This is a genomic window from Dactylosporangium sp. CA-139114, assembly GCF_050955725.1.
Lineage (GTDB): Bacteria > Actinomycetota > Actinomycetes > Mycobacteriales > Micromonosporaceae > Dactylosporangium.
The window spans coordinates 5,922,452-5,936,270 of sequence record NZ_CP192080.1; the positions used below are offsets into that span (position 1 = coordinate 5,922,452).

General features: G+C 69.6%; 5 protein-coding genes. All 5 read right to left on the reverse strand.

What is annotated here, in order from left to right; genetic code table 11:
* Positions 1-150: 150 nt before the first annotated feature.
* Positions 151-483, reverse strand: a complete 333-nt coding sequence (locus ACQP2P_RS26115) for a hypothetical protein (RefSeq protein ID WP_433604977.1) — start codon at positions 481-483, stop codon at positions 151-153.
* A gap of 65 nt (positions 484-548) precedes the next feature.
* Positions 549-7,580, reverse strand: a complete 7,032-nt coding sequence (locus tag ACQP2P_RS26120) for a polymorphic toxin-type HINT domain-containing protein (RefSeq protein WP_433604979.1) — start codon at positions 7,578-7,580, stop codon at positions 549-551.
* Positions 7,581-7,585: 5 nt separating this feature from the next.
* Complete coding sequence (locus ACQP2P_RS26125; protein WP_433604981.1) at positions 7,586-12,271, reverse strand: LamG-like jellyroll fold domain-containing protein; 4,686 nt, start codon at positions 12,269-12,271, stop codon at positions 7,586-7,588.
* A gap of 258 nt (positions 12,272-12,529) precedes the next feature.
* Complete coding sequence (locus tag ACQP2P_RS26130; RefSeq protein ID WP_433604983.1) at positions 12,530-12,922, reverse strand: hypothetical protein; 393 nt, start codon at positions 12,920-12,922, stop codon at positions 12,530-12,532.
* 31 nt (positions 12,923-12,953) lie between these two features.
* Positions 12,954-13,772, reverse strand: coding sequence for a MerR family transcriptional regulator (locus ACQP2P_RS26135; RefSeq protein WP_433604985.1), 819 nt, complete (start codon positions 13,770-13,772; stop codon positions 12,954-12,956).
* Between the last annotated feature and the right edge of the window lie 47 nt (positions 13,773-13,819).

Below are 13,819 nucleotides of genomic sequence, written 5' to 3' on the forward strand. Positions count from 1 at the left end.
ACGGGAATCGTTCACGGACTCGCCTTGGCGATCCGCCGCAACGCCGGCACGAGAGTCCGCATCTTGACGACCTGCCAGACGCCGGTGACCGGCAGCCCCGCGTTCCGCAGTTCCTGACCTAGTCGCTTCCAGGTGGCAACCACGGGACGTTCAGTCACCGACGAAGCGCAAGAAGCGGTGGGGCTTCGCCAGCGCCTCATTGCACACGTCGGTCAATTGGGCAAAGAACGCTGCCGATTCACTGTGTTCAGGTGCATACACGTCGAGCTCCAACAGCAACCGCTTGACTTGGAGATAATTGAAGAAGGTGTCCCCGTACGGGTCTATTCCAGCGAGCATCGGAAAATCCGTTTGATCAACACCGAGGAGGACTGGATTGAAGAACGAGTCCACACTGATCCGGGAGATGACTTCTCCCCGGGCGTTTCTACACTCAACCGCGATCATTGCCATCCCAACGAGCCAGGTCCCAACGATCGCCATGATACCGCGCAAGGCGACGGCAAACGCAAGACCTGGCCGTCCAACGAGAAATCAGGCCAGCCGAACTAATGCATCAGGTCCCGCGGCAAGCCGGGATGCATTGTTACCAGGTCACCCGGAGTCCATGCGCCCGGGGTCTCTCGAATGATCGTCAAAAGCTGAGTCGGCAAGCCCTTCTCGTCCATGCCCATGTGCATTCCGGTGTTGATAATCCAACGTGCCCGCCCGGTCGCCGGCTGGACCTTGCCGATAAATCTTTTCGAGTTCGAAGCAAGGTTGACCAGAGCCTCTTTTGTGCTGAGGCCAGGTGCGAACGTGGCCACTCCGGGTCCATTCTCGGCGCCGCCCGCCGTGTGCCGCGGCATGACATGGTCCTCAATGACAAATTCATCATCCGGACCGCAGTTGTGCACCAGGACCGAAACGCCACCGGCTTCGACGTAGTAGGTGTGGACGTCCGCGACGGTGAGGTCATACATGTTGCGCGATCCGACGTAGCTGTGGACGTCCACGATCTCGGGCGGTGCAGCGCTTCCGTCGTTCAATGTTGCGCCTGGAAGCAGATCCCCGGCACTTACCCAAACCTGGCGACCGCTGTCCCAGAACGGGTGGTTCTGCGAAGTCCTCACCGTGGCGATCGAACCGTCGGATGACTTGACCTTCAGATCCGTCAACGCGTTGTCGTGATTGAGGTATACCGCGACCACCTGGTGCGGCACGGTCTTGCCGGTCCGCGGATCGGTGGAAGAGACGCTGTCACCGGCCCGGACGTCCTTGATGGCCTTCCGACTGCCATCCGCCATCCGGACCCTGGTGTCGGCGGTGAAGCTGCAGCCGCGCGGGCTACCGGTCTTCGGCGTGCCGCCCTTGAACATGTTCTTCGCACCCTGGGCGATCGCGCGGGATTCGGCCGCGGCAGCCTTACCGCCGGCCTGTGCGGCAGCCTTCAAACCCCCACCGCTCATCAGGGCCGCCTTACCCGCCTTCAATGCCGGACCGGCAATCTGCCCCAGCCCGCCCATGAGGCCGCCGACGATGGCGCCCTGAGCACCGGTTTTGAGCATTCCTCCCCACGAGAAGTTGCCCTTGTGCTCAACCTTCGTCTGGATCGCGTACGTCACCATGTTCGTGACGGCCCCGGCAAGGGCGCCGCAGGCGACCGCGCCCACCCCGGTTGCGCCGATCAGCGCCCCACAGCCGAGCCCGACCGCGAACCCGGCGATATTGCCGATAATTTCGGCCTTGTGCTCGTCGACCCAGTTGACCGTGGAGGTCACGGCTTTCTTGAGACCGCATTTGATGGGATGAGCCTTGCAGTAGGCCTTCTGCTGGGCCTCCTTGGCGCGCTTCTGCCGGTCGAGCTCCTGTTGACGGAGTCGCTCCATTTCGGCCGGGTCGACGTAGCGCTCCATGTTGGCGGCGCCACTCTTGCCGTAGTACTGCTCGTCGGTGCGCTCGCCGGTCGGATCGCTGTGCGTGACCGGGCTGTTTTCCGAGTATGCGTAGCTCTGGAGTTGCTGCGGATCCGTGTTGTCGACCACCGGGTCCGTAGAGATGAAGCGGCCGATCGTGGCGTCGTAGTAGCGGGCGCCGACCTGCTCCAGGCCCGTCGGGTCGTTGGTGCCGCCGACGAAGCCCCTCTCGTTGGGCCACGTCACCAAGGCGCCGCGCTGCTCGCCGAAGGGCTGCTGGCGGCGCACTGTCACGGTTTGCGTCGCCGCTACCACGGACACGTCTGCCGTGCCCTGGCCGTCGCTGCTCAGCCAGGTCAATCCGTTCGAGTTTCGCTGACCGACAACCGTGCCACCGAAGGAGTAGTACCGTGTGCAGCTCTTCCCCGCCGTCTGGGTGTTGTACTTCACCTCCATGTCCGGCAGGTAGAGCGTCTTGCCCGTCACGTCCTTGCGGATCAGGCGATTGCCGTCCGCGCCGTACAGGAAGGTCGTGCTGCCCGCGGTGTCCGTGACGCTCGTCAGGTTGCCCTCGGCGTCCCACTGGAGGGTCTGGTTGCCGTTGGCGCCCGGACGGCCCGTCGTATTGCCGGCGTTGTCGTAGGTATACGACGCGGTGTGCGTCCCGGTGTTGTCCGTCGTGCTCGCGCCCGTCAGGGTGTGCGGGCGAACGATGTCCGCCGGGACGGTGCCCGTCGGGTACGTGTAGGTCGTGGTCTTCGTGCCTGCGACCGTGCCGTACTGGGTCTGGCCCGTGCGCCGGCCGATGGTGTCGTAGTCGTAGTGGACCCGGTACGGGGCCGGGCCGCCCGTCGTCGCGGTCGGGCCGGTCGAGCAGTCGCCCGAGTTCGGGGTCCAGGCGTCCGTAAGGCGCTCGTAGCGGTCGTGCGTGAAGCACTGGTTGTCCGCCGTCCCGCCCGCCGGGGTGTCTGCGATCTTCGTGATGGTCCCGAAGTCGTTGTACGAGTAATGCAGGTCGGCGACCGTGTTCGGGGAGACCTGGTCGCGGTCGGTCTTCAGGCCGGCCAGGCGGCCGGTCTCGAGCTCGTAGGAGCGGCTGAGGTACGTGCGCGGGTCGCCGCTGTCGTTGTCGTCCGTCGTCACCGTGCCGTTGAACAGGCTGTACTGCGTCGGCTGGGCCAGCGCGTTGAACGACGTGCGCTCCACCAGCCAGCGGCGCTGGTCGGCACCGTAGAAGGAGCTCAGGTTGTCGACCATGCCCAGCGCGTTGTAGCCGAACATCGTGGTCTCGGACTGTAGGTCGCCCACTCCGGGCGAGCTGGCGCTGTTGACCGTGCCGTCGGCGTTGTAGCCGGTGTAGTACGTGTAGTCGCCCGCCAGCCCGGTCTCCGACGCGGGGATGCTGACGGTGGCGACGGTCGTCTGATACCGGTTGTTGTACTGCACGGCCGTTGTCTTGTACTGCTGGCCGCTCACGTAGCGGATCGACGCCGTCGCGTAGCCCTTGGCGTTGGTGACGCCGTCCTCGAGCTTCGTCGTGTCGTAGGTCCAGCCTGCGAGCTGGTTGGCCGCGGTCACCGAGTTCTGGTAGAGGCCCGTCTTGCGGCTCAGGTTGTCGTAGGTGGTGACCAGAATCTTGCCGCGGCTGTCGGTGGTCTTCGTCAGGCGGGCGGCGTTGTCGTACTCCTTGGTCGTGGTGCCGCTGTCCGGGTCCTTCGAGGAGGTGTTGCGGCCACGCAGGTCGTAGTCGTAGGTCCATTCGAAGCCGGCCGGGTCGACCACCTTCGACATCAGGCCGCGGCGGTTGTAGCTGTACGTCGTCTTGTCGTACGTGCTCGGGTTCGCGTTCAGGTTGCCCGGGATCTGCGTGGCGAACTGCCACAGCTCGGTCGTGCGGCCGCTCTCGTCGGTGCGCGTCAGGCTGCCGGTACCGCCTGACGGCGGGGTGATCGCAGTGTAGTCGCCGCCGTAGTAGGTCGACGTGCGCCAGCGTTCCGCGTTGTACGGCTGGAAGATCTCGGCGATCTCCCGGCCCGCTCCGTCGTACAGCATCCGTGACTGGGTCGGGATCGTCAGGCCCTCGTCGACCGGGGCGACGATTGTCGTGCCGGGGGCGGCCGAGGCGTCGTGGTACACGCCGAAGCTGCGCGACCGGCGCCCGGCCGTGTCGTAGAAGACATCGGTCAGCAGGCGGCCGCCCGACGGCGAGTCCGTCTGGGTCTGGCGCTCGCGCACCAGGCCGTCGTACAACGAGTAGGACGTGGTGTAGCCGCCCGACGGGTTCAGGGTCTTCGTGGTGACCGCGTTCGCGCCGTTCGTGCGGATCAGGTAGTCGTACGTCATGTTGGCCGAGTCGTTCGCGGCCTTCGAGCGGTCCGGCAGCCACACGCCCGTCATGCGGCCGAGGCCGTCATAGGTCATGTCGGTGCGGCGGCTGTTCGGGTCCACGGTGGACGTCGCCAGGCCCCAGGCGGGCTCGAGGGTCGTCGTGGTCGTCCAGCCGCGGGGGTTGGTGTCGACCGTCTGGGTGACCGGGCCCGTCGTCGCCGGCGTGTAGTCCGTCTGCGAGTGGTAGTCCATCGCGTCCCAGGACTCGTGGACGCGGCCCAGAGCGTCGTACGCCGAGCGGCTCAGCTGGTAATACTGCGGGCTCGTCGCGCTCCACACGCTTAGCGCCTCGCTCTTCGTCACGTCGCCCTTCGTCGGGGCGGTGCCGAAGGTCGTCGCGCCGTCGTAGTACAGGCGGCTGTCGCCGATCACGTCGGCCTCGGTGATCGGACCGGTCGCGACCTTGTCGCAGTCGAGCGCGAAGGTCTGGGTGCGCTGCTGCGCCGTCATCAGCCAGACCGTCGTGTTGCGCGGCTCGAACGACGTCGTCGTGCACTGCTCGTCGCCCGTCACCGCGTCGTCGCCATAATCCGTCGCGGTGACGACCATGCCCAGCGAGTCGAAGGTGTTCTTCGTCGACGAGCGGCGGTAGCCGCGGCCCGCGTCCAGGGCGGTGCGGCTGTGCACCGCGGCGGTGTTGGTGAACTTCGCCGTCGTCGTGACGCCGTTGATCGTGCGGGTCGCGGTCGCGGCCGACTGCCACGGGTCGTTGATGGCGCCCGTCACCTCGGCGCCGCCGACGCCGTTGAAGGTGCGGGACTCGCGGATCATGCCGGAGTAGGCGTCGTCGTCGGGGACGCTGCCGCCCTCGGAGTCGACCACGTTCACCGTGCGGGTGCCCGACGGCAGGTGGTCGCCGTTCATGCCGCGGAAGTACAGCGTCTCGCTGTACGTGCGCTCGTCCGGGTTGCCGGGTGCGGTCGGGGCCTCGCCGGCCGAGGTGCCGACCTTCGCGTAGCCGCGCCAGACGTTCCAGGTCTTCTGGTCGCTGGAGATGAGGCCGTCGTCGTCGGCGTAGTGCCAGGCCGGGTCGCCGATGTACGTGTACTGGTGCAGCACCCGCTTGGAGCCGCCGGTCAGGTCGTTCTCGATGACCTTGTCCACGACGTACTTGTGGAAGTAGTCGGTGATCTCGCCGGTGATCGGGTCCGGGGTCCATCGCACCGGGTAGCAGCGCAGCGTGTTGTTCTCGGGCGCGGCGGGCATGCGGGTGCCGACGAAGCAGTCCGGTGCGGAGTACACGATCTGGATCTGGCCGCCGGTCTCGGTGTTGATGGCGGTCAGCCGGCTCCAGTTCATCGAGGGCGACGCGTCCACGCCGTCGACGCGGTTGGGCATCTGGGTCGGCACGAAGCTCACGTCGGGCAGGTCCGTCGAGGTGCCGGGCGGCCCGACGAGGCCGCTGTGCGAGACCTTGTCCAGCCACAGGCCGGCGCGGGTGCCGTCCTGCGGGTCCGGGAACGTGTGGGTCAGCGTCCACCGCTCGACGTCGCGCATCTGCGAGGTCGTCGCCTCCCACACCTTGGTGGTGATGGAGGCCAGGCGGCGGGTGGTCCAGAACGACGGGGAGGTCTGCGAGCAGGAGGCCCCGCTGTCGCAGTTGAGGTCCCAGGGCGTGTCCGGCCAGTGGGCTTTGTCCTTGGTACCGCATGTGGCCAGACAACGGTCCGCGTAGGCGTAGCTGATCCGGGCCGCCGCGTGCCCGCTGAACGCGGTGTCGGTGCCGGTGGTCCAGTCCCCCGCGGTGGTGAGGTTCTCGTCGCGGGTGCCGTAGTCGACGTGGTCGAGGTAGCCCGCGCGGTCGTACTGCGTCGCGGTGCTGTTGTTCTTCTTGTAGAAGTTGCGGTCGATGCCGTACCAGTACGACATCGTGTTGCCGTGCGGGTCCACGACGTAGTCGAGGTTCCAGCGGTACGCCTGCGTGCACGACGACGCCGCGAAGGTGGCGCCGTGGCACGGCTCGCCGGTGTCGTTGCCGAACACCGGCTCGGTCCACGTCGACTGGGTCGTGGTGCCCGCGGGCGCGCCGGGCAGCTGGTTGCGGCCGAACCAGTACTGCGTGCCGTTCACGGTGGTGACGACCCACCACTCGCCGTCGTTGTCCCCGTTGGACGCCCCGGTCTTGTGCTCGATGCGGGAGCCGTCGTCGTTGCGCGGGTGCCAGCGGTTGGGGTCCGAGCCGTCCTTGATGAGCTCGGAGCCGCTGCCGTTGAGGCTCATGGTGGCGTTGTCGGTCGCCCAGCACATGTCGCCGGTCTTCGCGGCCTGGTTGCCGCCCGTCTTCGGGTCCTCGGCGCACGTCTTGTACCGGCGCTCGATGTAGCCGCTCGTGGACAGCTCGAAGCCCTCGCCGACGATCGACGGCTGGTTGTTCGAGGTGACCATGCGGCCGTCGACGGACTGGGCGGAGTACGTGATCTGCAGCGTCGGCGACGGGCCGCCCAGCGACGGCGGGGTGCGCATCGGGAACGACCACGAGAAGTCGCCGGCCGATCCGCCCGCCGACCAGGTGCTCGACGCCGAGAGGCTGGTCGCGCCGTAGCTGCCGGAGGCGCCCGACGAGCCGGCGGTGAGCGCGAGCGTCTTCGCGCCGGCGGCGAGCACGACGTCGCCGCTGACCGTCTTCGTGCGGGCGTCGTTGTGGCTGGGCACGTCGGTGGCGGCGCACTCGGGCCGGTCCGGGGTCGTCTGCGCGCACTCGGGCAGCTCGACGAGCTTGAGGCGGCTCGACCAGTCGGCGCCGTAGGCCGTGGCGAACCGGCTGTAGTCGACCTTCACGCCCACGGCGCTCGCCGAGCTGCCGCCGTCGGCCCGGCCGACCTTGAGCAGCAGGCCCCGGACGTTCGCCTTGCGCGACGCCTGCTGGTCAAGGACCTCGACGTGCACCTTCGCCGGGATCGCGATGCCGGCCGCGCCGATCGTCCTGGCCTGCTTCGTCGTGGCCGGGGTCGTGATGGTGACCGGGCCGGAGGCGGCCGCCGCCGTGGCGCCGACGCCGACGTCGACCGCGGACGCGCCCGGCCAGACCGGCGCCGGGCTGTCCTGGGCCTTCTTCGTGGTGTCCTTGACCGGCTTGCCGGCCGTGACCGCCTTCGTCTTGACGCTGGGCACCTTGGCCGCGGCCGCCGGCGTGAACGGCCTGGCCGGAGCGGCGAACACCGGCTGCTGCCCGGCAACGAGCACGACGAGCAGCGCCGAGAGGGTGAACAGCAGGCCGTTGCGGGCGCGGTGGCGCACCGGGACGGACGAGGGCAGCGAGGGGTACACCGGCTTCCTCCGGGATTCGACGACGGGCACGGCGGTCACGCGGCCGGCGGGGTGTAGGTGATGGCGCGGCCGTCGGCCAGCGCATCACGGAAGGCGGAGTAGGTCTGGCCGATGGTGCCATCGGCGTTCTCGATGCCGACGACCGTGCCGAGGCCGCGCTCATAGGCGTTGTCCAGCCCGGCGTAGTTGAAGGTGATGGTGCCGTTCTCGGCGATGATCGCCTCGACGGTGACCCGGCGCGACGTGTTGCCGAAGAGGTACATGTCGCGCCACTCGACCACGAACCTGCGGTTCGGTGCGGAGCCGACGACGGCGGTGCGGACGCTGGAGCTGCCGTCCAGGACCAGGTCGTCCCAGAACGGGTACAGCGCGGCGTTCGGGCCGGTCGCGTTGGGCAGGGCGGCCCGCACGTCCGGGTTCTCGTAGCCCGGGTCGGTGAAGCTGACGAAGCCGTTGGCCGAGACCCAGGCGCTGGTGTACGTCTGGCCGTAGAACGTCACCGGGAAGGGCAGCGTCACCGGGGTGTGCGCGTCGTCGTCGACGATCGGCAGCACCGTCGTATTGGCCGGCACGAACGCCTGCGTCGACGTGGTGCAGGTGTAGCCGAACTCGTCCGGCACCGCGGCCAGCGCCAGGTTGGCGACGGTCGGGCCGGACACGTGGCCGCTCGCGGCGGCCGTGGCGCAACCGTCCACCGTGGACACGCTGAACCCGCCCTCCTCGACGGCGGCGAAGGCGTACGTGCCGTCGTTCGCGGTCGTCGTGGTGAGCCCCTGCGGCTGCAGCGACACGGTGAGGCCGGCGGCGGGGGCGCCGTTGCGGGTCACGGTGCCGGTGACGTAGCCGGTGCCGATCGGCTGGGCGTCGAGCGGGTAGTCGATGAGCACCGCCTTGCCGGACTGGAGTATCGGCTGGTGGAAGGCGTACTGCAGGCCGTACTCGCCGCCGGTGCTCTCGATGCCGACCGTCGCCTCGCCGCCACGCTCGGCGTCGTCGGCGTCGATGTCGGCGTAGTTGAAGGCGATGTCGCCGTTCTCGGACAGGATCACCTCGAACGTGACCCGCTTGCTGCTGGCGAAGAGCGCCACGTTGCGCCACTCGACGATGAAGCGCCGGTTCGGGAAGGCCCCGTCGGTCTTCGTGCGGACGCTCGCGCTGCCGTCGACGACCAGGTCGGTCCAGAACGGCGCGACGAGCGCGTTCGGGGCGGCCGACTGCGGGATGGCGGCGCCGGTCGCCGCGTCACCCGCCGCGCTCGGGTCGGCGAAGGCCAGGAAGCCGTTCGTCGACACCCAGGCGGTGGACGAGCTGTGCCCGTAGAAGGGCATCGCGAACGGCACGGACACCTGGGTCGTCGAGTCGTCGCCGCTCAGGCCGAGCAGCGTGTCACCGGGCTCGAACGCCTGGGTCTGGGCGAGGCAGGTGTACCCGAACACGTCGGACTGCGGGTAGAGCAGCAGGTCCACATACGTCTGCCCGGTGACGACGACCTCGGTGCTGGCGTACAGCCCGCACGCGTCACCGACCGCGGTCGACACGGTGTAGGTGCCCGGCGTCAGGCCGGTGAACTCGTAGACGCCGAACGCGTCGGTCACCCGGGTGGTGCCGCTCGGGCGCAGCGTCACCGTCGCCCCGGAGACCGCGTTGCCGCTGACCGGGTCGACGACCGTGCCGGTGATCGCCGGCGGCGTGCCGACCGTGATGAACGCGGTGGCGATGTCGCTCTGGTGGGTGCCCGCGACGGCCGCGGCGAACAGCGTGACCTGGCCCGTGGCGGGCGGGGTGACGGTGACCGTGACCTGGCCGCCCGGCGTGGGCAGGGTCGCGGTCGAGCCGAGCCCGGCGGCGCCGAGGCTGTACTTGATCGCCGTCACGGCCGGGTCGCCCCCGCCGCTGAAGGTGACCTGCAGCGGCTGGTTCATCGTCGGGGTCTGGCCGGCCGGGATGGTGATGGTCGGCTTCTCGGGGTTGAGCTGGCTGGTGAGCTCGGGATCGGCCGCGGGCACGACCCGGGCGTAGATGCGCACGTCGTCGACGCCGCCCTTGAAGAAGCTGTCGGCATTGCCGGCCCATTTGCGCCGGCCGAGCACCACCGGGCCGCTGGGGTCGAACGCGGCGCTGATCGTCCCGGTGGCCGACTGCAGGACACCGTCGACGTACAGCCGCGTGGTGTGGGTCGAGGCGTCGTACGTGGCGACGAGGTACGTCCACTTCCCCGGCGTCGGAGGGGCGTCCGACAGCACCGAGTACACGGTGGGCGCGTCCACGTCGGAGCCGTTCATCGCGAACCGCCAGCGGTCCACGGGGCCGTTGTAGCCCAGCGCCCACGCCGAGGTTCGCGTGCCTTCCTGGGCCACCGCGGCGTAGTTCTTGCCGCCGGGATCGAGCGCGTCGACCTTCAGCCACGCGGTGACGGTGAAGTTGGCGTTGGTGTGCACCGTCGTGGCCGTGTTCGTGGTCGGCGACTTGGTGTTGATCGGGCCGCCGGTCGCGCCGGTGGTGTTGGTGCCGTTGAACGCGAGCGCCTTGCCGGTGCCGCCGCGGCTCGCGATCCACGACGGGTTGGACAGGGTCATCGGGTTGCCGTGCCCGGTCGAGTCCGCGGCGCTCGTGCCGGTGCCCTCGTCGAGCTGCCAGCGGGCGTCGGGGCCGGCGCCGGCCTTGACGCTGAAGGTGTACGTGGTCGGCGTGGAGTAGCTGCCGCCCGTGTCCTTGGTCCACACGCGCAGCGTGAACGCGTCATCGGTCGGCGGCGTGATGCTCACCGTCGCCGTGTTGTCCGCGGCCGCGACGACCCGCTTGGCGTTCGGCGGCGTCGTGCCGGTGTCGAGGGTGTAGGCGTAGCCGGCGAAGTCCGACGGCACGGTCGCGGGCGGGAAGAACTTGAAGGTGCCGCCGATGCCCGCGCCGCCGTGGCGCTGCCCGTCGCTGGGGTAGTCGGTGGAGGTCACCTGCGACGGTGGGCCGGGTGGCGCGGTGTCCACTTTGAACTCGCACACCTGCGAGAACTGGCCGTCGTCGGTGCCGTCGTAGGAGCGGGCCTGGAACTGGTACACCCCGTCGTTGACGAGCTTGCCCGGCGGGATGCTGACGATGGCGGTGGTGCCGGGCGTGACGGCCGTCTGCGTGACCTTGTCGTTGTCGTTGCGGGTGCCCCCGACGGGCCACCACCAGAACGACACCCGGTGGGTCTGGGCGGTACCGTCGGCGTCGCTGGTGCGGGCGCGCAACTCCGGCGTCACCGTCTTCACCACCGGCCGGCCCGTGCCCGTCGCGCACGCGCTGCCGGAGACGGTCAGCTGGTCGGGCGCGTTCGGGTAGGAGTTGTAGGTGACGGTCAGCAGCGCCGTGCCCGCGTCGAACTTCTTCCACGCGTTGTGGTTGGCCTCGTCCCCGGCCCGCAGGCCGATGGTGACGCCGTTCCAGTACTGCCCGGCCGCCGACTGGATCAGCCCGGTGATGCCCCACTCGCTGCGCACCCGGGTCAGGTTGCACGTGTGGTTGTCCACGAACGACTGCAGCGAGCTCCAGCTGCCCGCGTGGTTGCTCCACGTGGTGTTGGCGTCGATCCCGCCGACCCACCACAGGCTCGTGCGGGTGTCGCTGCAGGTCCACGAGTGCAGCAGGTCCATCGAGAACTTGGCGTCCAGCACGTGCTTGCCGACGTACGAGGCCGTCGGGAGCAGGAAGATCGAGCGGTAGATCATCGTCTGGCCCTCGTCGGTGTACCCGACCTTGGCGCAGGGGACGCTCTTGAAGGGCGCGGGGCAGCCGTTGCGGTCGTAGCTCCAGTACGACTGCGTGGTGAAGCGGCTGTTGATCATCGTCCAGGCGCTCGCGTTGAAGGCCGGGTCGATGAAGACCGGGAACTTCGTCGCGCCGCCGCGCAGCACCTGCAGATCGGGCCGGACGACGACGTCGCCGCCCTCGACCGTCACGGGCATCCGCGCGCTGCGGCTCTGCGCGGTCGCGTTGCGCGCGTCGGCCGGGATGGCGCCGGAGGAGTCCCACATCGCCGGGGTGCCGGAGGCGAACATCGGCGAGCCGCTGCCGTCGAGGTACGACACGGAGCCGGAGTCGCCGGTCTTGACCTTGAGCCCCTTGGTCGCGGTGCGGAACCGCACGTTCTCCAGGGCCGGCTGCCTGGCGGCCTCGGGCGTCTTGACGACCAGCACCTCGGAGTAGCCCTCGACCTCGGCGGTCAGCCGCAGGTCGACGCCGGGCAGCACCTCGGCGTAGGTGGCGGTGCTCCCCGCGACCTTCGGCTCCGGCAGCGCGGACGGCCACGACAGCGAGAGCTCGCCGGAGCCGCGGCGCAGCGTCACCAGCGGGCCGGTGCCGCCGCCGGAGAACGTGGTGCCGAGCCAGCTCGCCGCGGGCGCGTAGCCGCCGGAGGAGGTCTTGCGCAGCGTCGGGTCCGGGGCCGTCCAGCCGCCGCCGGCGGTGCGCACCCGCTGCACGACCATCGCCTCGTTCGACGTGAAGGTGCCGTTCGGGTTGGCGAAGACCTGGGCCCGCTCGGTGCGGCCGCCGAGCACCTCGACGCGGCCCTTGCACGCCGCCGCCCGGTCCCGCGCGGTCTTCGCGTCGGGCGCGGTCGCCGGGCAGGCGGGGGTCTTGGGCGCGGCGTGCGCCGGCCCGGCGAATGGCGGCGCGACGAGGAGCGTCACGATGAGGCTGAGCAGCGCGGACAGGACGCCGAAGGCCTTGTGCGGCCGCACGTGCGCACGACAAATGGGCAGACGAATATCCACGCCGGCCACTCCCCCGTGATCAGTTGGACGGTGCGGAGGGAAGGCTAGGAGTTCGCTGGGAATCCGGTCAACGGCCCCGGGCGCTGATCCCGGTGGATACGCTTACTCATCGCGGCTACTCGATGTGACCACCCGGCAACGGAGCCCTGGTCACCTGGGCAGGCGCCTTAACGGTCGGTCGTATCCGACTCCGTCAATGTGAAGAATCTCACCGGCCGAGAGCTGTCACCGCAGCACGCGCCGGAGGGGATTCTTGGCCATCCATCTCTGGTGCTCGCGCTCGAGCATCGCCGGGTAGCGGCGGAACTGCGGCCCGGCATCGGCCAGCGCGGCCTCGATCCACCCGCGGGCGGCGTCGGTCGAGACACCCCAGCGCCACACGAGCGCCTCGCGGGCGGCTCGCTCGCGACCGAGCAACCCGGGCCGGATGAGCAGCAGCGGAAAGTCGTGGGTGACGTCGGCGATCATCTGCATCCGCGCGATGGCGTCGGCCACCTCGTGCGCGGCGATCGCCCCCTGGCGCAGGTCGCTCGCGAGCGCGCGCAGTTCGAGCGCTCCGATGCCGAGCAACGCCGCGACGGCCCGGACCGCCGTGGCCCGTCCGGAAACGAACGCCATCTCAGCTCCCCTGCCGGTGTCCTACGGCATCCTAAGCCAGTCCCCCGGGGCCGAGGCGGAACACCGGCCAGCCGATCTCGGTGCGCCAGTCGGCCGGGGTCGGGGTGTCGCGGGGGCCGACCAGGTAGGTCTCGTCGATCGGGCCGTCGACGGCCAGGGCGTGCTCGACCACCCACGATCCCAGGCGGCCGTACGTCACGTCGATGTCGTCGTGCCCGCCGCAGTGCACGACGACGGCGAGGTCGGACGGTGGCAGCTCGACGACCTCGATGCGGCCGCTCGCGCGGGGTTCACGCACCGGGCGGTACACCGTCATCGCCCCGGCGCCCGCGGTGAACAGCTCGTTGGCGTAGCGGCCGCCGGGTGGGCCGGTGCGGCCGGCCGGGCCGAAGGCGGCATCGAGCTCGGCCATCGCCGCGTCGTACCACCGCGTCGAGTCCTCGAGCGTGACGTGCCCGCGGACGGCGGCGACGGTCCGGGCGGGCACCGAGCGCAGCTCGACCCGAAGGTCCTGCGCGTCGGGGCGCAGCAGCCGCCGCAGCGACACGACGGCGGCCCGGGTGCGATCGAGCTCCGCCTCCAGCCGGCGCAGGTGCCCGGCGATGAGCTCCGCGCGCCGCTCGGGGTCGGCGGCGAGGATGGACTTCACCTCGGCCAGCGGCACGTCGAGTTCGCGCAGCCGGTGGATGACCTGCGCGGCCGGGATCTGTTCGGCGGCGTAGTAGCGGTAGCCGGTGAACGGGTCGACGGCGGCGGGCACGAGCAGGGCGGCCTCGTGGTACCGGCGCAACGTCCGCACGCTCAGGTGCGTCAGCGTGGCGAACTCCCCGATGGTCAGTCCTCGGCGCATGGCTTGCAGTCTTGACCCTCCCCCTGCGCGAGACTCCACCGTTGCAC

What these genes read in the sequence shown, in the direction of transcription:
- ACQP2P_RS26115 (WP_433604977.1), bottom strand. Translation starts at nt 483, where the DNA reads ATGGCGATCGTTGGGACCTGGCTCGTTGGGATGGCAATGATCGCGGTT.
- ACQP2P_RS26130 (WP_433604983.1), bottom strand. Translation starts at nt 12,922, where the DNA reads ATGGCGTTCGTTTCCGGACGGGCCACGGCGGTCCGGGCCGTCGCGGCG.
- ACQP2P_RS26135 (WP_433604985.1), bottom strand. Translation starts at nt 13,772, where the DNA reads ATGCGCCGAGGACTGACCATCGGGGAGTTCGCCACGCTGACGCACCTG.